The sequence below is a fragment of the uncultured Pseudoalteromonas sp. genome (assembly GCF_963922945.1).
Classification (GTDB): Bacteria; Pseudomonadota; Gammaproteobacteria; order Enterobacterales; family Alteromonadaceae; genus Pseudoalteromonas.
Map to the genome: position 1 here is coordinate 47,939 of NZ_CAWUKC010000011.1, position 22,848 is coordinate 70,786.

Genomic DNA, 22,848 nt, shown 5'->3' on the forward strand with positions numbered 1-22,848 from the left:
AGTTAGTAAACCAATGATCTATCAAAACGATCCAGTTTATATTCGTATTGAATAAACCGGTATTCTCTTTTAAATATGTTTATGACCATATAAATAATCAAAATACTTTTAAAAAATATGCCTCTAATGGACGGTTTAGTAACAAATTTGTATTTTTTTACCAGGATTTTAATTTACACGTTACACTTTCATAAAAATGTCATACTTAGTCATAATAATGAAATCTAATTCGATAGCGTAAGAGATAATTTGGAATGTCACGTAAAGTACTAGTCGTAGATGATGAAGCTCCTATCAGAGAGATGTTAGTTTTTGTTTTAGAGCAAAATGGATTTCAAGCAATTGAAGCAGAAGATTACGATTCTGCAATTGCAGCTATGGTTGAACCCTACCCAGATATGGTGTTGCTTGATTGGATGTTACCAGGTGGTAGCGGTATTCAAATTGCTAAGCAATTTAAGCAAAGTGAATACACACGCCAAATTCCAATTATTATGCTTACAGCCCGCGGCGAAGAAGAAGACAAAGTACGCGGTCTAGAAGTAGGGGCAGATGACTACGTCACTAAACCTTTTTCTCCTAAAGAGTTAATGGCTCGTATTAAAGCGGTTATTCGCCGGGTATCGCCTACCTCATTAGAAGAAGCCATAGAAGTACATGGCTTGCGTTTAGACCCAATATCGCACCGCGTTACCTCTGAGGGAAGCGAGCTTGATATGGGGCCTACCGAATTTAGGTTGTTACATTTTTTTATGACTCATCCAGAACGTGTTTATAGCCGAGAGCAATTGCTTGATCATGTGTGGGGAACCAATGTGTACGTTGAAGACCGTACTGTTGATGTGCACATACGCCGTTTACGCAAAGCGATTGCACCGCTGGGGCATGATCGCTTAGTACAAACAGTGCGTGGTGCAGGTTATCGTTTTTCTAGTAAATTATGAGCTACCGCAACTAGATTGTGAGTATGGATAATTTACTACTCAAAGGTAAAGTGAGTGTATGTATCGAGTTATTAATAAACAGGCGTTAGTAAAACGCCTGTTTATCTATTTTTTACCTCTATTATTAATTGGTGTGCTTACTGGCGCACCATTTTTGCTTTTATTTTTAGGCACTTCTTCTCTTTTAGTCTGGCATTACCATCAACTTTATCGCTTAAGCGATTGGCTTTTAAATCAACGTAGCTTTAACCCACCAGAGGGCGAGGGTGCGTGGGAACAAGTATTTGAAGGCATTTATCATTTACAGCACCGTAATCGTAAAAAACGCAACGAGTTGGCTGATTTAATTCGTCGCTTTCGCGATGGAGCCGAAGCCGTCCCCGATGCGGTAGTGGTGTTGCAAAGTGATTTAAGCATTGTTTGGTGTAACCAACTTGCACTTAAAGTATTGGGCTTACAATGGCCGACCGATCATGGCCAGCGCCTAGATAACCTAATACGCGAACCTAAATTTGCCAAGTACATGCTGCGCGGTGAATTTGAAGAGCCACTCGAACTTGATAACGGGCATATTGTTGACCAAGTGCTTGAATTTAGGGTAATGCCATATGCCAACACGCAGCTTATGGTGGTAGTACGTGATGTAACACGCCTAAAGCAGCTAGAGCAAATGCGCAAAGACTTTGTTGCCAATGTATCCCATGAGCTGCGTACGCCGCTTACGGTTGTTACTGGCTACCTAGAGATGATGGATGGCGATTCGATGCCACCGCCTGCAATGTGGAATAAAGCGCAAAACACCATGCTTGAGCAATGTAAGCGTATGGACAGCTTAGTTAATCAGCTTTTATCTCTTTCGCGTATTGAAGGCTCCCGTAGACAAGACAACGACAAAGCCATTGATGTGCCGCAAATGCTCAACTACATTAAAACCGAAGCGCAGTCTATAAACCAAGATAAAGGCCATGAGCTTATTTTTAATATAGACAATGAGCTTGATATTAAAGGCTCTGAAGATGAGCTACGCAGTGCATTTTCTAATTTAGTGTTTAACGCTATACATTACACTAAAGCGGGTGGAAAAATTGTTGTTACCTGGCAGCGTAAAGATGGCCTTGCGCACTTTAGTGTGAGTGACAACGGCGATGGTATTGCACCTGAGCATATTAACAGGCTAACCGAGCGTTTTTACCGTGTAGATAAAGCAAGAAGTCGCACAACTGGTGGTTCAGGTTTAGGCTTAGCCATTACAAAACACGTGCTAACACGTCACGATAGTCAATTAAATATAACCAGTGAGCTTGGTAAAGGTTCGTGTTTTTCTTTTGATTTTTCAAAGGATAAACTTGTTAACTTAGCAGGTTAAAGGAAATAAAAAGTAAAGTCATAAAAGTGTCATTTAAGAGTAATGCAACTGTCATGTACTCACTTTAAAGTAGTTTGCAGTTAGGAAATGGGACGAACAAATCGGAGAACCCGCATGAAGTTTAAAAATTTAGTTGCCGCAATGGGTGTGGCTGTTACAACATTAGTATCTGCACAGGCTGTTGCTCTTGACGACGCAATTCCTGAATATCAAAAAATTAACGGCGTTTCAGGTAACTTTTCATCTGTAGGCTCTGATACGTTAGCTAATATGATGACTTTTTGGGCTGAAGAGTACAAACGTATTTACCCTAACGTAAATATTCAAATTCAAGCGGCCGGTTCGTCTACAGCGCCACCAGCGCTCACTGAAGGTACCTCTAACATGGGTCCTATGAGCCGTAAAATGAAATCAAAAGAAATCGAAGCGTTTGAAAAACGTTACGGTTACAAGCCTACAGAAGTCCGTGTAGCGATTGATGCATTAGCAGTATTTGTACACAAAGATAACCCAATTGAAGGCTTACGTATTGACCAAGTAGATGCTATTTTTTCATCTACTCGTAAATGTGGTGCGTCTGAGCAAGTTAACCGCTGGAGCGATGTTGGCCTAACGGGCGACTGGGCTGCAAAAGACGTTCAATTATACGGACGTAACTCTGTATCAGGTACTTACGGTTACTTTAAAAAGAAAGCACTGTGTAAAGGTGACTTCCGTAACAACGTAAATGAGCAACCAGGTTCAGCCTCTGTTGTACAGTCAATCTCATCGTCATTAAACGCGATTGGTTACTCAGGCATTGGTTACAAAACATCAGGTGTACGTACGGTACCTTTATCTAAAAAAGGCACTAACTACGTAGATGCAACGCTTGATAATGTTGCTAAAGGTAAATACCCACTTTCTCGTTTCTTATACGTTTACGTGAACAAGCACCCTAATAAGCCGCTTTCACCAATTGAAGCTGAGTTCTTAAAAATGGTACTTTCTAAAGACGGTCAAAAAATCGTTGAAAAAGATGGTTACGTACCACTATCTGCTAAGTTAGCAGAAGCAGAGCTTAAAAAGTTAGGTTTATAATTTAAACCCAACCAATAAAAAAACCGCTCAATGAGCGGTTTTTTTGTGTGTAAAATTAACACCGACTATAAATCAGTTAGCTTTTGCGCCTGAGCTTTACATTGGTTGTAAGTCTCAACACATTTAGCAGAGCACACTTGTTGTTTTAAGCCTTTGTCAATCGATTGCTGATCACAGCTATTTTCACACTGATAGTTTTGTTGTGCGCATTGGTTTAACTCAGGGTTTTTCACCTGATTTTGGCAAGCTGCTAACAATGAAAATGAAAGGGCGAGGGCGCTTGTTTTAATAAATGTTTGCATGCTTATCCTTAACGTTGTGCTGCGCTTTTGTTAAATCTCAACTTGTAAGTTGTCGATTAATCTAACATTGCCTAAAAAGGCGGCAGCTAAAATAACAAATTGTGTATCATCAAGTGTAGCAGCTTTTAATGTATCTCGTTGAGCTATCTCAAAATAATCTGGCTTTAAGCCGGCTTGCTCTAAACTAAGCTTTGCGCTTTGCTGCAAAGCGGTGTAATCAGTATTGCCTGCTTTAAGCTCTTTTGCACAGCTGCTTAATGTTTTAAATAATGCGGTCGCCGTGGCTTTTTGCTCTGCAGATAAATAGCCATTACGCGAGCTCATAGCAAGCCCTGATACTTCACGCATGGTCGGTACACCAATAATTTCAACCGGAATTGATAAATCACGTACCATGGTTTTAATCACTTGCAGCTGCTGAAAATCTTTTTCTCCAAAGCAAGCGTAATCCGGCTGTACTAAATTAAATAACTTAGTCACTACTGTGGCAACGCCTCTAAAGTGCCCAGGGCGCGTGCCGCCACAGTACCCCATAGACACGCCAGGTACATCAACAAAGCTTTGCTCACCGAGCCCGTTTGGGTAAATAGTATCGACGCTTGGAGTAAATACAATATCGGTGTTTAGCTCGGCTAAGCCTTGTTTGTCTTCATTTAATGTACGTGGGTAGCTATCTAAATCTTCGTTAGCACCAAATTGCATTGGGTTGACAAAAATACTTACTACAACCTTATCGGCTATTGTTTTTGCTTTTTCAACTAATGAAAAGTGACCACGATGCAAATTGCCCATTGTTGGTACGAGTGCCACGCTTAAGCCTGCTTGGCGCCACGCTTTGATTTGACTACGTAACGATTTAATTTCAGTGATTGACTGCATTATTTAAACTCATGTTCGGCGCTTGGAAATGCGCCACTTTTAACGTCTGTACAATATTTTTTAACTGCATCAGGCATGTTGCCCGTTTCCAGTAAAAAGTTTTTAGAAAATTTAGGAATGTATCCTGCCGAAATACCCACTAGGTCGTGCATTACCAGTATTTGGCCATCTGTTACATTGCCTGCGCCAATACCTATAGTAGGAATAGTCACGGCATCAGTAATGCGTTTAGCAAGCGCGCTTGGGATACACTCAAGTACTAATAATTGCGCGCCTGCCTCCTCAAGTGCTTTTGCATCGTCAATCATTTTTTGTGCTTTGTCGTCTTCGCGTCCTTGAATTTTAAAGCCACCAAATACGTGTACTGATTGCGGCGTTAATCCTAAATGACCACACACAGGAATACCTTGCTGCGTTAAGCTTTTAATGCTGTCGTAAAGCCATTCACCGCCTTCAAGTTTTACCATATTAGCACCGGCACGCATAAGCTCAGCTGCATTTTTACAGGTATCGCTGACGTTTGAATAACTCATAAACGGCATATCGGCGATAACAAAAAGCTCACGGCTGCCACCACGTACACAGCGGGTATGATAGGCTATATCTTGGTTTGTAACAGCTAAGGTATCGTCGCTACCTTGTAGCACCATGCCTAAAGAGTCACCCACTAAAATAACATCCACGCCGTTATCATGAAATAACTTAGCAAAACTGGCATCGTATGCGGTTAATGCGGTGATCTTGTTATTTTCTGCTTTCATTTTATTTAAAGTAGAAACGGTTATTTTAGACATAATATCCTCGCAGGCATAAGCCTTGGTTAATTACAGAGGTAATTGTTGTAAGTCGTTTAGCGGTAAGTTTTGCGCAATGGTTTTTAATGCAATGCCGCTTGGTAAAATCAGTTCAGGTGTAAGCTCTAGCAGCGGGTAAACTACAAACTCACGCTCGCACAGGCCATAATGTGGAACCGTTAAGCGCTCGGTATTAATCACTTGCTGCCCAAATAATAAGGTATCTATATCAAGCGTACGCGGACCCCAACGTTCGGCTTTTCTTACTCGTCCATGCTCAAGCTCTATGGCTTGCGTTAAATCAAGTAATTGCTCAGGTTCAAGCGCGGTTTTAATACACGCAACGGCATTGACGTAGTCGGGTTGATCTTGAGGCCCCATTGGTTTGCTTGCGTAATAATGAGATACACTAATAAATTCGCAATGGGGCAGCTTTTTAAGTGCTGCCACTGCGTTATCAAGCTGTTCTTTGGGTGAGTTTAGGTTGGCACCTAAACCCAAATATACACACTGCATACAATTACTCAGTCGGCTTTTTAGTGGTTCGGCGGCGTGAGCGCTTACGTGGTTTAGGCCCCCCTTGATGGCCTAGATTTTTTACCATGTCTTTTTGGCCATTTATATCTTGGCTTAAGTACTGAGTCCACCACTGGGCAAGTTCACTGTGTTGGTGTTCACCGGCATCAACACGTAATAGTAAAAAGTCGTAAGCGGCTTTGAAGCGAGGCTGCTGAGTTAATCTGTAAGCGCGTTGGCCGGCACGTTTATCTAAACGTTGCTGAATATGCCAAATATCGCGTGCGCCCAGAGTAAAGCGTTTTGGTACGGCTATATGCTGGGCGTTTTCACTTAATACTTTGTTCATTGCTTGTGCAAACGCATCAAAGTAAGAAAGCTGCTCTTGTTGTTTAATTTTATTTGCACGTTCAAGCAGTGGGAACCAGAGTAAGGCGGCAAATATGAATGCAGGCGTGACTTTTTTATCAGCATTAATGCGTTTATCGGTATTTTGAAACATTTGCTGAATAAATGCCGCTTCTAAACCGTCAGGGTTCTTATCTAAAATTTTATCAAGCACCGGAAATAACGATTTAAACAAACCGTATTGACGTAGCATTAAATAGTTAGCTTCGGCTTTACCGTTTAAAAATAGCTTAAGGACTTCTTCAAATAATCGTGCTGGCGGAATATTATCCAATAAATTGGCAAGCTCAGTAATCGGTTTTTCGCTTTTAGGGGCAATGCTCATATCAAGCTTTGTTGCGAATCGTACGGCACGTAGCATGCGCACAGGGTCTTCGCGGTAACGTTTAACGGGGTCGCCAATTAACTCTATTTGTTTTGCTTGAATAGCTGCTAAGCCATTTGCGTAGTCGTAGATGCAAAAATCATTAATAGAGTAGTACAACGCATTGATAGAAAAATCACGGCGTTCGGCATCTTCTTCAATGCTACCGTAAACGTTGTCACGCAGTAATTGGCCTTGCTCACTTGATTGACTAATTTGGTTTTTGTCTTCTTGCGCTTCGTGGTGTCCACGCATGGTGGCCACTTCTATAATCTCACGACCAAAAACTATATGCGCTAAGCGAAAGCGACGGCCAATTAACCGACAGTTTCTAAATAGTTTTTTTACTTGCTCAGGGGTAGCGTTGGTAACTACGTCAAAATCTTTAGGTTGTTGACCTAACAATATATCGCGAATACAACCACCTACTAAGTAAGCATCGTAACCACCGTCTTTTAAACGGTAAAGGACTTTGATTGCATTTGGGCTAAATTGTTTACGTGAAATACCATGTTCGCCGCGTGTTACAACAACCGGTTCATCACTTGTTTGAGTGCTTTGCACATCGGCATTAGGGCCGATTATTTGCCTGCAAAATTGAAAAAGCTTGGAAATAATAATCTGTCTCCTACAGAAATGATGGTCGACTGGTCATCGCAATCAAAAGCACATAAATTAGCTACATAGTGCGGTGCTTTGCATTTATTGTAAATAGCCTCTATTAAGGCGGCTATCATATACTAGCATGGTATAAAAATTAAGTTGATGGACTGAAATTAAGCGCTTTTTAAGCTTTTTATTTGCTTAAATGCGTAAATTTAGTGCTGTTTTGTTGCTGCCCTTGCGAAATTTGAATTTCGGGAATGGTTGGCACTACGCTTAAGCTAAATTCCTTAATAGCCCATGTCATTAATTGCTCTACAGTAAGATCGTGCAGCTGCTTATGCACAGGTAAATTTAAAAACGCAAATGCATCAATCAATGCAGGTTTAGGGTTGCTTGAACTAATTGCAGGGGCGTAATTTTGTTTAGAAAGTTTAAACCCAGGTTTTGCAACCGCTAATGGCAAATGTGCGTATTCTGGTATGGGTTTATTGAGTTGTTTAAATAAACTAATTTGCCGTGCTGTGGGCTCGATTAAATCGGCGCCACGCACTACACGGTTAATCCCTTGCTCTATATCATCGATCACTACGACTAGTTGGTAAGCAAATAATCCATCACTGCGTTTAATTATGTAATCTTCATGGGCTAAGGCACTATTTACAGTTATCTCACCTTGAATCAAGTCAGTAAACTGACATGTTGGATATTGCTGGCTAAGGCGAAGTGCCCCTTGCTCTGTTGATAAATTAAGTGATTTACAGTGTCCCTGATAAATCCCACCAATGGCTTTTATTTGTTTGCGAGAACATTGGCAGCCATATACATATTGCTGCTGGATCAGAGAGTTTGTCACCTCTTTGTAAAGGTGTAAGCGCTGAGTTTGGTAAACAACAGGTTCGTCCCAATAAAGGCCGTAGGCTTGGAGGGTGTTGAGAATATCGGAGTCGGCATTTTTTACCACGCGTGTGGTGTCTATATCTTCAATGCGAACTAACCATTTACCTTGATTTACTTTAGCATCAAGGTAGCTGCCCACAGCCGCCACAAGTGAGCCAAAATGAAGTGGCCCTGAAGGAGACGGTGCAAATCGACCGCGATAGTCACGCTTTGGCGTGGTAACGGCTGTAGGAGACATAGTTAACTAAGTTAAATTAACCGCGCCCAGCTTGTTTTTCTTTAATTTCTGCAAGGGTTTTACAGTCTACGCATAAATCGGCTGTTGGACGTGCCTCTAAACGGCGAATACCAATTTCGATTCCGCATGACTCACAAAAACCAAAATCATCTTCTTTAATTAAGTTGATTGTTTTTTCAATTTTTTTGATCAGTTTACGCTCACGGTCGCGAGTACGAAGTTCTAAAGAGAACTCTTCTTCTTGCGCAGCGCGGTCAACTGGATCAGGAAAGTTGGCAGCTTCGTCTTGCATATGCGATTTTGTGCGGTCAACTTCATTACGTAAGTCGTTACGCCACGCTTCTAAAATCGCTTTAAAATGAGCACGTTGTGCTTCATTCATATACTCTTCGCCCGGCTTTTCTTGGTATGGTTCTAAACCGGCTTGAGCCAATAAACCATGTCTTTGTTGGTCTGGCATAACTCTCTCCTAAATCCTTAATTTAATGCCTCAGCATTAGCCGGCGGTATAAATAGCAGAATCTTATACCCTAGGCAAATTTATTTTTTAATTAATCGAATTAGCTTCAACCAGTGTGTTGACTAAAAAGGCTCATATTTTAATTTTGATGCTTTATTAATCGTTATTTCGGTATTTAAACTTGCCTAGTTATATGGGCATAAAGTTTAAAAGCAAGTTAATTTTTTATTTAAAGGCTACTTTCTCACTGAGCGTTACTTCACTTGGCGAAATAGATGCCTTATAAGCGTAGACCTCCACGCCTTTTTTAATCGCTTGGTTTAGTAAATCGTTGTATTTTTTATCTATATGGCTTGCGGCACTCACAGTATTGATACCTTGGTGTAAAACAACGAACAGTAATACTGCGCGGTGGCCTTGTTCGATCATTTCTATGAGTTCGCGAATGTGCTTTTGCCCACGCACTGTTTGTGCATCAGGGAAGTAACCTTGACCACTTTCTGGAGTTGTTTCGCTCAATAACGTGACTGACTTCACCTCTACATAGCAATCGGGTTTGTTATCATTGGTGAGCAAAAAATCGATACGGCTGTTCTCGCTGCCATATTTTACTTCACTTTGCAGGTGCGCATAGCCGTTAAGCTCCGTAATAAGCTGGTTGGTAATTGCCTCTTCGACTACTTTATTTGCCACGGCGGTATTTACACATATCAGCTGCGACAAGCTGTTCTGTGTGAGCTCTAATGAATGCGGGTATTTTCGTTTACTGTTATCGCTGGTTGAGTAAAAAGCGTTAAAGCCAGGCTCGGCACAGCCGGTCATTTTTCCTGTATTGGCGCAATGTGCGGTAAATTCAGTGCCATTGGTAAGCTGTAAGTCAGCTAAAAAACGTTTATAACGTCTTAATAATGTGGCGGGCTGTAAAGCGGGGGTGTATTTCATTTAAATTCCAATGCTAAACGCTGCAGATGCGTTGGTTTATGTTATTTATCTCAAGCTGTTGGGAACTTGTACTCTCTATAGTAAACTCGGTGCACATTTAAGTGTAAGGGTATTCTAACATGAGTGAAAAATTTGTTGTTCAACTAAGCGAGCAAGCAGCACCTAGTCATTGGGGCGAAAACGCTACCTTGTCTTTTAACGAGCGAGGTGCAACGGTTCATTTATCTGAACAAGAAACATTAAAAAATGTTCAAAAAGCGGCGCGAACTATTGCAAACCAAGGCGTTAAACAGGTTGAGCTTGCGGGGGACGTATGGTGCACCGAAAGCCAATGGGCTTTTTATCAAGGATTTGTTACACCTAAATCATTACACGGTGTTGAGTTTGTTGATAACGCACAATCAGATCTAAACGAGCTTGCGCATTTAAAAGCCTCAGCGACGTGGGCTCGCGAAATGGTTAACGGCACAGCCGATGATATTTACCCGGAGAGCCTTGCTGAAAAAGCGGCTGAATTTATTCAATCATTAGCGCCTGAGCACGTAAGCTATCAAATTATTAAAGGCGATGCATTATTAGAGCAACAATGGATTGGCATTCACGCCGTAGGCCGTGGCTCTGAGCGCCCACCGGTATTACTTGAGCTTGATTACAACCCAACAGGTGACGAAAACGCACCGGTAAGTGCAGCACTTGTAGGTAAAGGTATTACGTTTGACTCTGGCGGTTACTCAATTAAATCTAGCGAAGGTATGCTAGGTATGAAATGTGATATGGGTGGCGCGGCAACGGTAACCGCGGGATTAGCATTAGCTATTAACCGCGGTATAGAAAAACGTATTAAGCTGTTTTTATGCTGTGCAGAGAACTTGATCTCGGGTCATGCTTATAAACTAGGTGACATTTTAACGTACAAAAATGGTACTACAGTAGAGATTGTAAACACCGATGCTGAAGGGCGTTTAGTCCTTGCCGATGGCCTAATGGCAGCCGGTGAGACTGGCGCACCACTTATTATTAATGCGGCAACATTAACTGGCGCGGCATTGGTGGCGGTAGGTCAAGAATACAACGCTTTATTTGCCCTTGATAAAGAGCTGGTTCGCGAAGTAGAAGACTTTGCCTCGCAAGAAATGGAAGCTGCATGGCCTTTACCGCTTGAAAAGTGGCACCAACAAAACTGCCCATCACCATACGCTGACACAGCTAATAGCCGTGCTCAAAAAGGCGGTGGTTACGGCGGCGCATCAAATGCTGCGGGCTTCTTATCGCGCTTTGTGCCAAATGATGGTAAAGGTTGGGTACACATAGATTTAGCTGCTGCATTTAATATGGGCAGCACGAGCCAATGGGCTGCTGGTGCAACAACGCAAGGTATGCGAACAGTGGCTCGTACCTTGTTAGAAAAAGCTTAATAGTACGTAACTAAGCGTTTAATACATAAAATAGGCATCAATTGGTGCCTATTTTGCTATATGCAGACAAGCAATTTATTTTTATTTGCGGTAAAATCCTTTGCCAATACCGGTTTGGGTGTTTAATTATTGGCTAAAGTGCCTACATCCAAATGTTATACTCACCACTGGGGTTCTAAACTATGTCAGATAAGTGCTACATCACAGCTCAACAGCTACTTGAAGATTCATTCCGCGTAGCGGCACAAGTTTATAAAGATGGCTTTCGTCCAGACTTTATTATTGGGATTTGGCGAGGTGGTGCACCTATTGGTATTGCTGTGCAAGAATACTACGATTATAAAGGCATTGAGACTGATCACATTGCGGTGCGTACATCGTCTTATTATGGAATTGGCCAGCAATCTAAAGAAATAAAAGTACATGGTTTACACTACATTGTAGAAAACGCCAATGCAGGCGATTCACTGCTAATTGTAGATGATGTGTTTGACTCTGGCCGCAGTATATTTGCACTAAAAGAAAAGCTTTCTGAGCTTATGCGTTTAAACTTACCGCGCGATATTCGTGTAGCATGCCCATACTATAAGCCAAAAAACTCAAAAGTAGACATGGTGCCAGATTACTTTATTCACGAGTCAGAAGAGTGGTTAGTATTCCCCCATGAGTTATCGGGCTTAACGCCAGATGAAATTATTGAAGGTAAATCTGATTTAGTAAATATTAAAGATATTTTATTAGATAAGTAATATCCGCTCGCAAAATTGCGTTGTTTATTTAAGGCGAATAACCAGAAGTGTTAACTCCTAAATTTAGTAGCTCAATAGCATACTGGGATTAAAAACCTTACAAACTAAAAAAGGCCATAACGGCCTTTTTTTGTGCCCGTTTTTAGCTTCTTTAAAGCTGGGCAAAGCTATCTACATAGTCACTTAAACTTTGTGTATCGACGGCTTTTAGTCCGTGAGAGCTGCGCTGTACTAAGCCTTTTTCAACCAGTTCAGTTACCACACGACGATACGCTCGCTCAGTGGTTGCAAAGCGCTCTGCCTCGGCGTTAACCGTTGGATATGCACGCAGTAGCGTTGGGTTATTATTCTCGGCCCTTAGTAAACAGTCTTTAGCAATGTTGTAGCTTAAAGGCAGCAGTAACTTATCTAAATTAATTTTTTGGTTTTCTTGAAATTTAGCCGCAATGGTTTGCGCGGTGTATAAGCTCAGCTCTGGCTTTTCTAAAAGCAACGCTCGCCAGTGACGAAGCTCTATTAAGTTGTAAGTTACATCGCTAAAACAGGTAACAGTGTAAATACAAGGATTATTGTTAAGTGCTTCTATTTCCCCAATAAGAGTGTTGTTGCAATCTAACTGGCCTAATAATAGGCGGCGTCCGTTACCTACATCATAACTAAATGAAATAGTTCCGCTGCGTACCAGCACAAGTTTACTAAGTGGTTGATCTTGGTGGATCAGCACTTCTTTTTTTGATTGTTGATAGCTACTTCCTGCAAAGGTGAGTAACTGTTCAACAAGATAACTAGAAAAATGGTATTGAAACATCAATATGCTCTTCGGACAATTGTCCTATTTATTACACCTTAATGACGATATTATTAAGGCTCTAAGAATTTACACTAACTTGCTACTGTATTTAGCCTTGCTAATTACGCAATGCCTTCATTTCCCGTGTAATGATTTAGGAAGTAATTGGCTACAACCAATATACTTTTTAAGGTTTTTTAAGCAAGTTAGTTTTTTATTTTATACCAATCAGCTTAACTAAGTGATTAATTTTGAGTTTGCAAAAACGTGTTGGTAGCTAGTCAAAAAATAGCTATTTAGTTGTTCTCGGCAATTGCTCCGCATTGCTCTACCTTACTGTATCCATGCGGTCGTAAATGAGCATCTTTTAACGCAGATAGCGACACGTTTAGCCTCGTAAAATAACTGAGTATTATTGCGCATTGGTATTAAACGTTGCAACACTGACAAGTGCCACAAGTTAGCATTAGCGTAATGCTAACCCAAAGGGTAGGAGAGAACAATTGAGTTGGGAATATTTAGGTTATATTGCATCAGCTTTATTGGTTGCATCGTTAACGATGACCGATGTAGTAAAACTGCGTTGGTATAATATGTTTGGCTGTATTGTATTTACTGTATATGGTTTGGCTATTGGCGCTGTGCCTGTTGCGTTTACTAATGGCTTATTAGCACTGGTAAATATTTACCACCTGATAAAACTATACCGACAGCCAAAAGTCAAAGAAGTGTGAAGCTAAAAATTCAAAAAAAGGGTTAACATTTAAGTTAACCCTTTTTTTGTTTTAAAGCACCGCGTCTAAAACAATGCCATCAGTTCTGCGAGTTGGGTAAAGTGACTCAACAACAAAGCTTGGTATAAACCCTTTTGCAGATGAGACCACCACTTTAGATTTCGCACCAATAATTCGAGCGTTAACAATAACACCGCGATTTGTATAAGTTAGAGTGCCTGATAAAGTGTATTCGATGTGCGGATAACCTTTAATTTCTTTACCATTACGACTAAACGAGAAGTCACCTAATGGGGTTACATGCACAGCACCTGTGTGCTTGTAATCAACCACAGACAAACCAAACTCCTGCATTTCAGTAATAAAGCTTTCAGCTAAGTGATTACCAAATATATTAGTGGTTTGTAAATTGTCATCTAAATTCACAAACGAAGTAATTGCCACAGGGGTTCCACTGTTGATGTAGTTCATATTTTCAATCAGCTTCATTGCTAATTGCTCTGTATAGTTACTTAACAACTTACTACTGTTAATAGGGCGATAGTTATTTTCAGGAAATTGCCAATTATTTACACGAGGTTGGTGAATGTCTGAGTAGCGGCTATGAGCGTTATGATGACCAATATTATTATGGGGAGCATGACCATTATAAACTGGGTGAGTAGAGCATGCAGAGAGTGATAAAGTAAAAAGAGTCGATAAAGTAAGAGATATTTTTTTAGATAACATGTTTTCTTCCTGAAACATAAGAGGTTTTTTAAATACCTTCACTTATCGACATACTTTTTAATTACTTTAATAAATATTCATAATAAATTCATTTATTTTTTAGTTTGCCTATTTTGTAACCTATTCTATTTCAAAGCGTAATTCTCCAGCAATCCAAGTCTGTAAAACCTGTGTTTTATAAATCTCATCCACAGGAACTTTAAAGTAGTCTTTATCTATTAAAATAAAGTCTGCCCACTTTCCGTGCTCTAAGCTGCCTATTTTAAACTCTTGGTGCGCTGCATACGCGCCGCCCAGTGTAAACGCTCTCAAAGCTTGTTCGCGGCTTAGCACTTCGCTTGCGCGCCAACCGTTTTCAGGCAGCATATTATGATCCATACGGGTAATGGCTGAATACAAGCCATTAAACGGGTTGGCAAGCTCTACTGGGTAGTCAGAGCCTGCTGCAATCACAGAGCCTTGTTTTAAAAATGTTTGCCAGGCATATGCGCCTTGTAATTGCTCATCGTTTAAGCGCTGCTCTGCCATATGCATATCTGAGGTGGCGTGTACTGGTTGCATAGATGGAATTATTTTTAGCGTTTTAAAACGTGGAATATCATCAGGGGTAACAATTTGCGCATGCTCAATACGGTTACGTAGTAAAATACCGCCGGTTTGTTTAAACACGTTTTGATAAGCATCCAGCACCACTTTATTGGCTTTATCACCAATTGCATGGGTGTTGGCGCTAAAGCCATTTTTAAAGCTTAAAGTAAATAGCTCTTCAAGCTTGGCTTGGGTTTCTAGCATGAGGCCATGGTGGTTTTTTCTATCTGCGTAGTCATCAATTAGCGCAGCCCCGCGCGAGCCGAGTGCGCCATCAGCATACACTTTTACACTGCGGATAGACATAAACGAGCTGGCATCTTGGTAGCGCCCTGCTTTAAGCATTTCGGTTAAATCAGGGCTTGCTGCACTTAACATCCCAACAATTCTCAGTGGTAAATTACCTTGCTCGCTGCGCGCTTTATAAACTTCCCAAGTGGTTTTATCAATACCGGCATCATGAGTAGAGGTAATTCCTAAGCTTAATAAATGCGCGCCTGCGGCATCTAACGAGTCGCTAATTGCTTGTTTGGTAGGGGCGCTCATATGCTGAGTTATTAACGACTCTGCTTTATCAATAAAAATACCAGTTGGGTTTCCAAATTCATCTTTTATAATTTCGCCGCCGTTAGGCGCTTTGGTTGCGCTGGTAATGCCTGCCAGTTTTAATGCTTTGCTATTAACCCAAATCGCATGGCTGTCAACGCGCGAAAGTACCACAGGGCGGTCACTGACCACTTTATCCAAGTCTTTGGCGGTTGGGAAGCGGGTGTCGCTCCACAGCTCTTGGTTCCAACCTCGCCCTAATATCCAGCCTTGCTTGTTTTTTGCAAACGCTTTTAACTTTGCACTTATTTCATCAACTGATTTAGCACCGCGTACATCTAGTTGCGATAAGTTATCACCGAGGCCGATAACATGGCCGTGAGCGTCAATGAGTCCAGGTAATAAGGTATTTCCTTTGGCGTCAATGAGGGTCGCTCCTGGAAAGGTGCTTTTAAGGCTATCATCGCCCGTTTTGACGACTTTGCCATCTTTAATTACTAATGTAGAAAACGCTTTAACGCCCCCTTGATAAAGAGGTGTATAACCATTGGCATTAAAGATGACCTGGGTTTGCGCAATCGCCGCGCTGTTTATAAATACGCTAGCAAGCAGGAGGGGCTTAATTATTTTTTTTAAATGCATAGGTATGCTATTTTTTATTGTTAATAAAATAACACTAGCAAACTCGCTTTAGAATACCAATAGGCTGAGATAGATAGCTTAAAAGCGTAAGTGCAAAGGAATAGGCATTTACGCTCGACATAGGGTTATTTACTGGCGTATATACCGTATTCAAGGAGAGTAAGTTTGCCGTCTTTATCTTTATCATAACTTGAAAAACGTGACCAAAGAGCGGGGTCTACGGCGGTTTCAGAGCGTGTTAAAAAACCGTCGTGGTTACGGTCAAACTTTTTAAATTTATCGGCAATGTCTGTACTTTGGGCAAGGGTTGCATCGCTAAAAAGGCCTAGCGCAACAAGCGCTAAATAGCTTACAGTTTTCATACTTATACTCAGTAAAGGTTATTGGTTAAATAGTCTTTAAACTCAAGGAGTGAAATTTGTTTGTCTTGGTTTTTGTCCCAGCGAGTAAAGGTGCTGAGTAGCTGAGGTTGCGGCTCTAATTCGTCTTCGGTTAAAAAGCCATTCTTGTTAGCATCAAGGTGGTTAAAACGCTGTTTAACATCTAGCGCAACAGCATTAAAGCTGATCATGGTAATAGCGATAACACTAAAAAAAACACACTTCATGGTTTTCCTTCCAACATACAGTGTTTATAGGTAAATAAAAAAAGCACTTGCCATAATTTAACTTCCCAACATTAAATCCGTTTACACATTCCCTCAGGGATTATGGCAAATGCTTTAAGGCTTACTTTACTAGGTAAAAGCTTAAGTAAAACTTAATTAAGGTTTAAAGTTCTGAAACTCTTCTTTTGAGATTTCTTTATCTTCATTTTCGTCTAAGTCGGCAAATTGTCTCATGACTTCTTTGTCTTGCTTTGCTTCTGCAAGCGATACTGCCCCATCCATATTTTTATCTAAATGTGCAAAGCGAATATTGACAGAAGAGGCTAAGGCCGTGGCGCTAATGGCTAAAAACATCAAAGAAAATGCTGCAATAAGTTGTTTCATAATCATGTTCCTTATTAAATGAATTTATTGAATAAACTTTTTGAATTCACTTAGCGACAACTGGCCATCTTGGTTAGTGTCTATTTGTGAAAAGTTTTCGTGTAACACGGCATCTTCACCCGCTTCTGATTCGCTAAGTGTGCCGTTACTGTCTTTATCTAGCTCATTAAATGTAGCTTGAACGTCCATAGCTATTGCATCTGTGCCCACAAACCCAAAAGCTAGCATGGGTAAAATTACTAAAAAGCGGTTGTTCATTTAATTTCCTTATTGATTAAAGTTGCACTCACTATTACAAAAATAGTGCCAATTTAAATAGCTCTTTAAAATCAGTGGCTTATGATTTTCATGGGGCGCTGGTCGGAATTTTTTACTCAAATGTGTGTTATTTTTGCAACAGGCAGTACGCAGTATTAACACTTAGCATAGTTATCAATCACTTAGCGTGTTGCTAAATAGCAACAGGTGGGTATGTTGGGTTAAATATAGAAGTTGATTCAGCGAGAGTATAAGGTAAGTAACTAAAATAGAGTGCTTAAAACAATAAAAGGAAATGATAATGCCTGTAACGCTTGCTAACAAGTATCGTGCAATGCTTAATTGGCGGCCAAACTTAATAGGTCAGTTTATAATAAGTATGCTGCTGTCGTTACTGCCGCTTAGTTTAGTGGTTATTGTTTTTTTAAATGCATTAAATAAGCAGCTCGCTGTTACTCAGCTTATTGTCAGTAATAATTACCAAGTTACTAAGTCGTTTAACTTTTTAAAGCAAGAGCTTAATAGTCTTGAGCGGGCAACGCGTCAAAACTGGGTTTTAAAAAGCGAGTCGCTCGACACGTTAATAAACGAAAAATGGCAATCCTCATTACAAACAATCGATACTTTGAGCCAAAATAGTGCTTCAAAACAATACACTATGCAATGGTGTCGCTTAGCAACAATATTACGTAGCACACATCAAGCTTTAATTGAAAATAACCAACAAGATGCAGCATTATTTGTGCCTATTAGCGATTTAGTGGCTGAGCTTACGGTATGGTTGCGTGATACAAATGCGGCACAAATTCAAAACAACCAAAGCGAATTAAGTACTTTGCAAAGCTCGTTTATTAACTGGTTAGTGGCGCTTATACCGCTTACTTTACTTGTTGGTGGAGGTTTTTTATGGCGCATAAGTAAACGTTTAAAAGGGCTTACGTCGGTAATAGATAAACTAGGGCAAGGGCATTGGCAGCAAAAAATAGCGGTGCAAGGTTCAAGTGAGCTGGTGGAATTGGGCGAAAAACTACAATGGGTGCAAGAGCAGCTACATGTGCTTGAGCAACAAAAAGATACCTTTTTACGCCATGTAACCCACGAGCTTAAAACGCCGTTGGCTTCAATGGTTGAGGGTACCGATTTACTTAGCGATGAAATAGTCGGGCCTATTACAAAAGAGCAGCAAGCTGTACTTGAACTTATTAGTCAATCGATGGTGCGTTTGCGTACTATGATTGACAGCCTACTTAGTTATAACGCTATCAGAACCAGCAAAAACAGCGTAAGCGAAGTCGAATTTGATAATTTAATAAATAAAATAAACAGCCATTTTGAGCACCGCTTAACGGCTAAGAAGCAACGCTTAAATTGGCACAACAGCATTACAAAACAGGCACTTGCATTACCCGCAGAGCTGATAGAAATGACCCTCATTCAGCTCATTTCTAATGCGTTAAAATTTTCAAATACAGGGCAAAGTGTTGATGTAACCTTAACGCTTGAGCAAAAGCTATTAATAATGCAAGTGCGCGATGAAGGCTGCGGCATTAAAGAGCAAGAAAAAAACCAGATTTTCAGCGCATTTTACCAAGGTAAGCATAATAAAGATGTTACGCTGCAAGGCAGTGGCCTAGGTTTAACCATAGTAAAAGAGTCGGTTGAGCAGTTACAAGGTCAGCTCAGTGTTGAGCATAACCAGCCTCAAGGCTGCTTATTTACAATAAAAATACCTTTAATTAATCAAGGAGTTTAATAGCATGCGTACGCGTTTAATAGCTATTTTATGTGTGCTCAGTAGTGCGGTTATTTTAGCTGGCTGTGAAATAAATAACACACAAACAGCAGCTGTGTCACAGGAGGTTGCACCTGCAAAAAATGCGGTGCCAAATCCTAAAAAGCGTCCTAAAAGTGACCCCGTTTACCCCAGCGCAGCACGTGTTGTTGCATGGCATGCTAATCAATGTGGTGGTTTTAAAGTAAAACCAAGCCTACACACTTATTTAGGCGAAAAAGAGCTAAAACGCTTTTTTAAATACATGTGTATTAACACTTCAAGTGCACCCGAAGAGGTAATGACGCGCTTACAAAAACTCGATTTAGCCTACTTTTGGCCAGACCCGATTAAACAATATTTATGGCTTCAAAAGCAGCATGTTACTCGGCAAATCAATGCGCTAAAAGAGCAGCAAGCGTTAAATGATAAAATGCAGCAAACGTTATCGTCTTTAGCCACAATAGAGCAACAGTTATTACTACGCGAAGACACGAAGGAGCAGTAATCATGGCAACACACACAGCACAAGGTGCAAAAGTATTACTTGTTGATGATGATGCAAGTTTACTTAAATTACTCGCGCTAAGAATCGAGTCGAAAGGGTATGAAGTAACAACTTGCGAAAGCGGCATACTTGCATTGCAAGTTCTTAAAAACCAAGTGTTTGATGCAGTTATAACTGACCTGCGTATGGACGAAATGGACGGCATGGCACTGCATCGCCAATTACAAAGCCGCTACCCAGCACTGCCGGTAATAATGATGACAGCGCATGGCTCTATTCCCGATGCGGTTGAGGCGACAAAACAAGGTATTTTTGCGTTTATTACAAAACCGGTAGATAAAGATGAGCTTTTTGATAGCCTAGCCAAAGCGATTGAAATACATGGCGTAAACGCAGAAGAATCGCCTCAAAAAAGTAATATAGTCACGCGCAGTGGCGCTATGTTACACCTACTTGAGCAAGTTAAATTATTGGGGCCAACCCAAGTAAATGTGCTTATTTCGGGCGCCAGTGGTACCGGTAAAGAGCTATTGGCTCAGGCGATTCATCAACACAGCCATGTAAGTGAAGGGCCTTTTGTGGCTATTAACTGTGGTGCAGTGCCAGGGGAGCTTTTAGAGTCAGAATTATTTGGCCATAAAAAGGGCGCATTTACAGGGGCGGTGAAAGATCACCAAGGTTTGTTTCAACAAGCGCAGGGTGGCACCTTATTTTTAGATGAAATTGGCGATATGCCGCTTAACTTACAGGTTAAGTTACTGCGTGTATTACAAGAAAAAACGATTCGCCCCGTAGGCTTTCAAGAAGAAATTCCTATTGATGTGCGCATTGTATCGGCTACGCATAAAAATTTACCCGATGCGATTAGCAATCAACAATTTAGGGAAGATTTATACTACCGACTAAATGTTGTTAATTTAAAATTGCCGCCGCTGTGTGAGCGCCGCGAAGACATAAGCCTGCTTGCCCAGCACTTTAGCGCAAGTATTGCTAAACGTATGAACCAAAAAGAAAAGCGCTTTGCAAACGATGCCATGCATGCACTGGTACGTTACGACTGGCCTGGGAATATTCGCCAGTTACAAAATGTTGTAGAGCAAGTGGTCGCATTAAGCGCCAGCGAGGTAATTTCTGCACACTTAGTGCTAAACGCACTTAACTCAAACGAGGCCAGTGCCGAGCCGCTTTCTTTAAATGATGCTAAAAAAGAGTTTGAGCGCGATTATGTAATAAACACCCTCAAAATGGCCGGTGGAAACGTAGCCGAAGGCGCAAAGCTTGCTAAACGAAACCGCTCAGACTTTTATAAGCTAATAAAAAAACACAATATTGATGTCGATAATTTAGTGTAATTTAAGAGTAAGGTTATTAAATGCAGTTATTTATGGTGTACCTAGGCGGGCGAATTCAAGGCTGCCACATAGAAATGCACGATATTCGTTTTGTCGTAGGGCAAAACATTGAGCAAATCTACTCAAAACTAAAAAGCCAATGGGTGGGCGATAAAAACAATGTGCATATGGATAGCTACATGGCAATTAACCATATCGACGGTTATAAAGTAGAGGTCGTTGATAGTTATGTTGAACAAAATAAGCAGCTGTACTTTGTTAATTTAGGCGCTTACAGAAGTGACTCTATGGCAGAGCAACACGACTTTGCCTTATATGTTGCCAGTAGCGCAGCAGAGGCCAAGCAGCGCGCTAAAAGCGATTTGCTTGCAGGCCTTAGCCATATTCATAAAGATGATTTACATGATGTCGATGACTGCTTTGCAATAGATTTACTCGACAGCCAATTAAATATCAAGCTTACGCCAAGTGGGCATGCTCAGCCAATAAAGCCTGATTGGTTTGGGTATTATATTCTTTGATTAGGAGTCTTGCTCGCTTTGCTCATTGGCTTCGCTTTTAGCCGCCATTTTAAATGCCACAATAACGAGGCCAAACATCGCAAAGGGCAGCGCTGCCAACATGTATTCAACCATGTTGCTATCTTGAAAGTTAGCCTGTAGTAAAAAGTGACCCGCCACGCACATTACAATAACCACAAGTAATATAGGCAGTAGCATAAGTTCTTTTTTTGATGAATGATTTTTCATTGAGTATAAGGCTATGGCTTAAAATAAAGCGCTATTGTAATGAGCTTACTTAAGCTTGGCAAACTATGGTGATTTTAATGGTATGATCGATATCAAATAACCACCCAGTGTGATTAGGATAAACAGTGAAACACAACCTTAAGCAAGTTTACCTTGTTGGTGGCGCGGTACGCGACCAGCTACTTAATATAGCATCAAAAGATAACGACTATGTTGTTATAGGCGAAACACCCCAAACTATGGAGTCGCTTGGTTTTGTGCCTATAGGTAGTGATTTTCCGGTTTATTTACACCCAAAAACAAAAGAAGAATACGCCTTGGGTCGCACTGAGCGAAAAAGTGGTAAAGGCTATACTGGCTTTGTGGTAGACGCTAGCCCTAAGGTCACCCTTGAGGAAGATTTAGCGCGTCGCGATTTAACCATAAACTCAATGGCACTAGATAAAAACGGCACTGTTATTGACCCTTTTAATGGCCAAAGCGATTTACACAATAAAATATTGCGCCATACCACAGAGGCCTTTGTAGAAGACCCTGTAAGGGTATTACGCATAGCGCGTTTTTTGGCGCGTTACGGAAGTGAATGGCGTATTCACCCAAGTACGTATGCATTAATGCGCGAGCTTAAAAGCAAAGGTGAGCTTAATCATTTAGTGCCCGAACGCGTATGGCTTGAAACCGAAAAAGCACTGGGTGAAAAACACCCAGAACTGTATTTTCAAGCACTGCATGGTTTAGGTATTTTCCCTGAAATAGAGCAAATGGAGGGGGTGCCACAACCTGCCAATCACCACCCTGAAGGCGATGTGTTTGTGCATACTATGATGGTACTTAGGCGCGCTGCCGATTTAAACTTTAATTTAGAAACACGCTTTGCGGCACTCACTCATGATTTTGGCAAGGCACTGAGCTATAAAAAACGCGGTAATTTACGCGGCCATGAGCGCGAAGGGGTAGCCGTAGTAGAAAAGTTTTGTGAGCGTTTAAAAGTGCCTAACCGCTTTCGCGATATTGGCGTTCTCACCAGCGATAATCACACCTTATGCCATACGCTTGAGCAATTAAGGCCACAAACGATTCATAAATTAATTGTCACTAATTTAAATGCTTTAGTGCACCCTGAGCGGTTTATTTCGTTTACCCAGGCATGCCAATGTGATGCGCAAGGGCGCGGAGAAACGCTCGTAGATAAGCCCTATCCGCAAGGAGCTAAGCTACGTGCAATTTTTA

Annotated in this window: 27 protein-coding genes; 11 read left to right on the plus strand and 16 right to left on the minus strand. The window is 41.0% G+C overall.

The window, feature by feature from the left end; translation table 11 throughout:
* The first annotated feature begins 254 nt into the window (after nucleotides 1–254).
* The 3 genes from phoB to AABI99_RS04300 all read left to right on the plus strand — a co-directional run bounded on the left by phoB (nucleotide 255) and on the right by AABI99_RS04300 (nucleotide 3,390).
* The gene (gene phoB, locus AABI99_RS04290; RefSeq protein ID WP_004586083.1) at nucleotides 255–944 is read left to right on the plus strand and encodes a phosphate regulon transcriptional regulator PhoB; all 690 of its coding nucleotides are present in this window, start codon (nucleotides 255–257) and stop codon (nucleotides 942–944) included.
* Between the two features lie 58 nt (nucleotides 945–1,002).
* On the plus strand, nucleotides 1,003–2,310 hold the full coding sequence (gene phoR, locus AABI99_RS04295; RefSeq protein ID WP_338363710.1) for a phosphate regulon sensor histidine kinase PhoR: 1,308 nt from the start codon (nucleotides 1,003–1,005) through the stop codon (nucleotides 2,308–2,310).
* A gap of 114 nt (nucleotides 2,311–2,424) precedes the next feature.
* The gene (locus tag AABI99_RS04300; protein WP_338363712.1) at nucleotides 2,425–3,390 is read left to right on the plus strand and encodes a phosphate ABC transporter substrate-binding protein PstS family protein; all 966 of its coding nucleotides are present in this window, start codon (nucleotides 2,425–2,427) and stop codon (nucleotides 3,388–3,390) included.
* Nucleotides 3,391–3,455: 65 nt separating this feature from the next.
* Here the strand turns inward: AABI99_RS04300 and AABI99_RS04305 are convergent, their stop codons facing one another.
* The 8 genes from AABI99_RS04305 to sfsA form a co-directional block, all read right to left on the minus strand.
* Entirely contained in the window at nucleotides 3,456–3,692 is a 237-nt protein-coding gene (locus AABI99_RS04305; protein ID WP_338363714.1) for a hypothetical protein, read from the minus strand.
* A gap of 30 nt (nucleotides 3,693–3,722) precedes the next feature.
* Nucleotides 3,723–4,571, minus strand: coding sequence for a pantoate--beta-alanine ligase (gene panC, locus AABI99_RS04310; protein ID WP_338363716.1), 849 nt, complete (start codon nucleotides 4,569–4,571; stop codon nucleotides 3,723–3,725).
* Nucleotides 4,571–5,365, minus strand: a complete 795-nt coding sequence (gene panB / locus AABI99_RS04315) for a 3-methyl-2-oxobutanoate hydroxymethyltransferase (RefSeq protein ID WP_338363718.1) — start codon at nucleotides 5,363–5,365, stop codon at nucleotides 4,571–4,573. Before panB ends, panC begins: the two co-directional genes overlap by 1 nt.
* Before the next feature lie 30 nt (nucleotides 5,366–5,395).
* Complete coding sequence (gene folK / locus AABI99_RS04320; RefSeq protein WP_338363720.1) at nucleotides 5,396–5,881, minus strand: 2-amino-4-hydroxy-6-hydroxymethyldihydropteridine diphosphokinase; 486 nt, start codon at nucleotides 5,879–5,881, stop codon at nucleotides 5,396–5,398.
* Nucleotides 5,882–5,885: 4 nt separating this feature from the next.
* Complete coding sequence (gene pcnB, locus AABI99_RS04325; RefSeq protein ID WP_338363760.1) at nucleotides 5,886–7,235, minus strand: polynucleotide adenylyltransferase PcnB; 1,350 nt, start codon at nucleotides 7,233–7,235, stop codon at nucleotides 5,886–5,888.
* A 214-nt stretch (nucleotides 7,236–7,449) separates the two neighbouring features.
* Nucleotides 7,450–8,394: a tRNA glutamyl-Q(34) synthetase GluQRS gene (gene gluQRS / locus AABI99_RS04330; protein WP_338363722.1), complete on the minus strand. Its 945-nt coding sequence runs from the start codon at nucleotides 8,392–8,394 to the stop codon at nucleotides 7,450–7,452.
* 16 nt (nucleotides 8,395–8,410) lie between these two features.
* Nucleotides 8,411–8,854 carry an RNA polymerase-binding protein DksA gene (dksA, locus tag AABI99_RS04335; protein WP_286245122.1) on the minus strand — a complete coding sequence of 148 codons (444 nt, stop codon included), beginning with the start codon at nucleotides 8,852–8,854 and terminating at the stop codon, nucleotides 8,411–8,413.
* Nucleotides 8,855–9,079: 225 nt separating this feature from the next.
* Nucleotides 9,080–9,796 (minus strand): DNA/RNA nuclease SfsA, encoded by a 717-nt coding sequence (sfsA, locus tag AABI99_RS04340; protein WP_338363726.1) that lies wholly within the window; start codon nucleotides 9,794–9,796, stop codon nucleotides 9,080–9,082.
* Nucleotides 9,797–9,915: 119 nt separating this feature from the next.
* Here sfsA and pepB point away from each other — a divergent pair, with 119 nt between their 5' ends.
* On the plus strand, nucleotides 9,916–11,211 hold the full coding sequence (gene pepB / locus AABI99_RS04345; RefSeq protein WP_338363728.1) for an aminopeptidase PepB: 1,296 nt from the start codon (nucleotides 9,916–9,918) through the stop codon (nucleotides 11,209–11,211).
* Nucleotides 11,212–11,393: 182 nt separating this feature from the next.
* A complete protein-coding gene (locus tag AABI99_RS04350) occupies nucleotides 11,394–11,960 on the plus strand; it encodes a phosphoribosyltransferase family protein (protein WP_338363730.1) in 567 nt (188 codons plus the stop codon).
* 151 nt (nucleotides 11,961–12,111) lie between these two features.
* Here AABI99_RS04350 and AABI99_RS04355 read toward each other — a convergent pair whose 3' ends face one another.
* Complete coding sequence (locus AABI99_RS04355; protein WP_004586096.1) at nucleotides 12,112–12,768, minus strand: Crp/Fnr family transcriptional regulator; 657 nt, start codon at nucleotides 12,766–12,768, stop codon at nucleotides 12,112–12,114.
* Nucleotides 12,769–13,253: 485 nt separating this feature from the next.
* Between AABI99_RS04355 and AABI99_RS04360 the strand changes: the two genes are divergently transcribed.
* Nucleotides 13,254–13,484, plus strand: a complete 231-nt coding sequence (locus tag AABI99_RS04360) for a uroporphyrinogen decarboxylase (protein ID WP_338363732.1) — start codon at nucleotides 13,254–13,256, stop codon at nucleotides 13,482–13,484.
* A 51-nt stretch (nucleotides 13,485–13,535) separates the two neighbouring features.
* Here the strand turns inward: AABI99_RS04360 and AABI99_RS04365 are convergent, their stop codons facing one another.
* The 6 genes from AABI99_RS04365 to AABI99_RS04390 form a co-directional block, all read right to left on the minus strand.
* A complete protein-coding gene (locus AABI99_RS04365) occupies nucleotides 13,536–14,213 on the minus strand; it encodes a FlgO family outer membrane protein (RefSeq protein ID WP_286245118.1) in 678 nt (225 codons plus the stop codon).
* A 120-nt stretch (nucleotides 14,214–14,333) separates the two neighbouring features.
* Nucleotides 14,334–15,989 carry an amidohydrolase gene (locus tag AABI99_RS04370; protein WP_338363735.1) on the minus strand — a complete coding sequence of 552 codons (1,656 nt, stop codon included), beginning with the start codon at nucleotides 15,987–15,989 and terminating at the stop codon, nucleotides 14,334–14,336.
* Between the two features lie 125 nt (nucleotides 15,990–16,114).
* The gene (locus AABI99_RS04375; protein WP_338363737.1) at nucleotides 16,115–16,351 is read right to left on the minus strand and encodes an EF-hand domain-containing protein; all 237 of its coding nucleotides are present in this window, start codon (nucleotides 16,349–16,351) and stop codon (nucleotides 16,115–16,117) included.
* Nucleotides 16,352–16,359: 8 nt separating this feature from the next.
* Nucleotides 16,360–16,596: an EF-hand domain-containing protein gene (locus tag AABI99_RS04380; RefSeq protein WP_338363739.1), complete on the minus strand. Its 237-nt coding sequence runs from the start codon at nucleotides 16,594–16,596 to the stop codon at nucleotides 16,360–16,362.
* 156 nt (nucleotides 16,597–16,752) lie between these two features.
* Nucleotides 16,753–16,980, minus strand: a complete 228-nt coding sequence (locus AABI99_RS04385; RefSeq protein ID WP_089348497.1) for a hypothetical protein — start codon at nucleotides 16,978–16,980, stop codon at nucleotides 16,753–16,755.
* Between the two features lie 24 nt (nucleotides 16,981–17,004).
* Nucleotides 17,005–17,238 (minus strand): EF-hand domain-containing protein, encoded by a 234-nt coding sequence (locus AABI99_RS04390; protein WP_338363744.1) that lies wholly within the window; start codon nucleotides 17,236–17,238, stop codon nucleotides 17,005–17,007.
* 301 nt (nucleotides 17,239–17,539) lie between these two features.
* Between AABI99_RS04390 and AABI99_RS04395 the strand changes: the two genes are divergently transcribed.
* From AABI99_RS04395 to AABI99_RS04410, 4 genes are read left to right on the plus strand one after another with little or no spacing between them, the layout of a single operon-like run.
* Nucleotides 17,540–18,991, plus strand: coding sequence for a HAMP domain-containing sensor histidine kinase (locus AABI99_RS04395; protein WP_338363745.1), 1,452 nt, complete (start codon nucleotides 17,540–17,542; stop codon nucleotides 18,989–18,991).
* Between the two features lie 4 nt (nucleotides 18,992–18,995).
* Nucleotides 18,996–19,517, plus strand: a complete 522-nt coding sequence (locus AABI99_RS04400) for a hypothetical protein (protein ID WP_338363747.1) — start codon at nucleotides 18,996–18,998, stop codon at nucleotides 19,515–19,517.
* 2 nt (nucleotides 19,518–19,519) lie between these two features.
* On the plus strand, nucleotides 19,520–20,869 hold the full coding sequence (locus AABI99_RS04405; RefSeq protein ID WP_338363749.1) for a sigma 54-interacting transcriptional regulator: 1,350 nt from the start codon (nucleotides 19,520–19,522) through the stop codon (nucleotides 20,867–20,869).
* 20 nt (nucleotides 20,870–20,889) lie between these two features.
* Nucleotides 20,890–21,390, plus strand: a complete 501-nt coding sequence (locus AABI99_RS04410; protein ID WP_338363751.1) for a DUF1543 domain-containing protein — start codon at nucleotides 20,890–20,892, stop codon at nucleotides 21,388–21,390.
* On the opposite strand, the gene AABI99_RS04415 is transcribed toward AABI99_RS04410, so the two are convergent.
* Entirely contained in the window at nucleotides 21,391–21,618 is a 228-nt protein-coding gene (locus AABI99_RS04415; protein WP_004586108.1) for a hypothetical protein, read from the minus strand.
* A 125-nt stretch (nucleotides 21,619–21,743) separates the two neighbouring features.
* Between AABI99_RS04415 and AABI99_RS04420 the strand changes: the two genes are divergently transcribed.
* Nucleotides 21,744–22,848: multifunctional CCA addition/repair protein (locus AABI99_RS04420; RefSeq protein WP_338363756.1), on the plus strand; the 1,105-nt coding region annotated here is incomplete at its 3' end.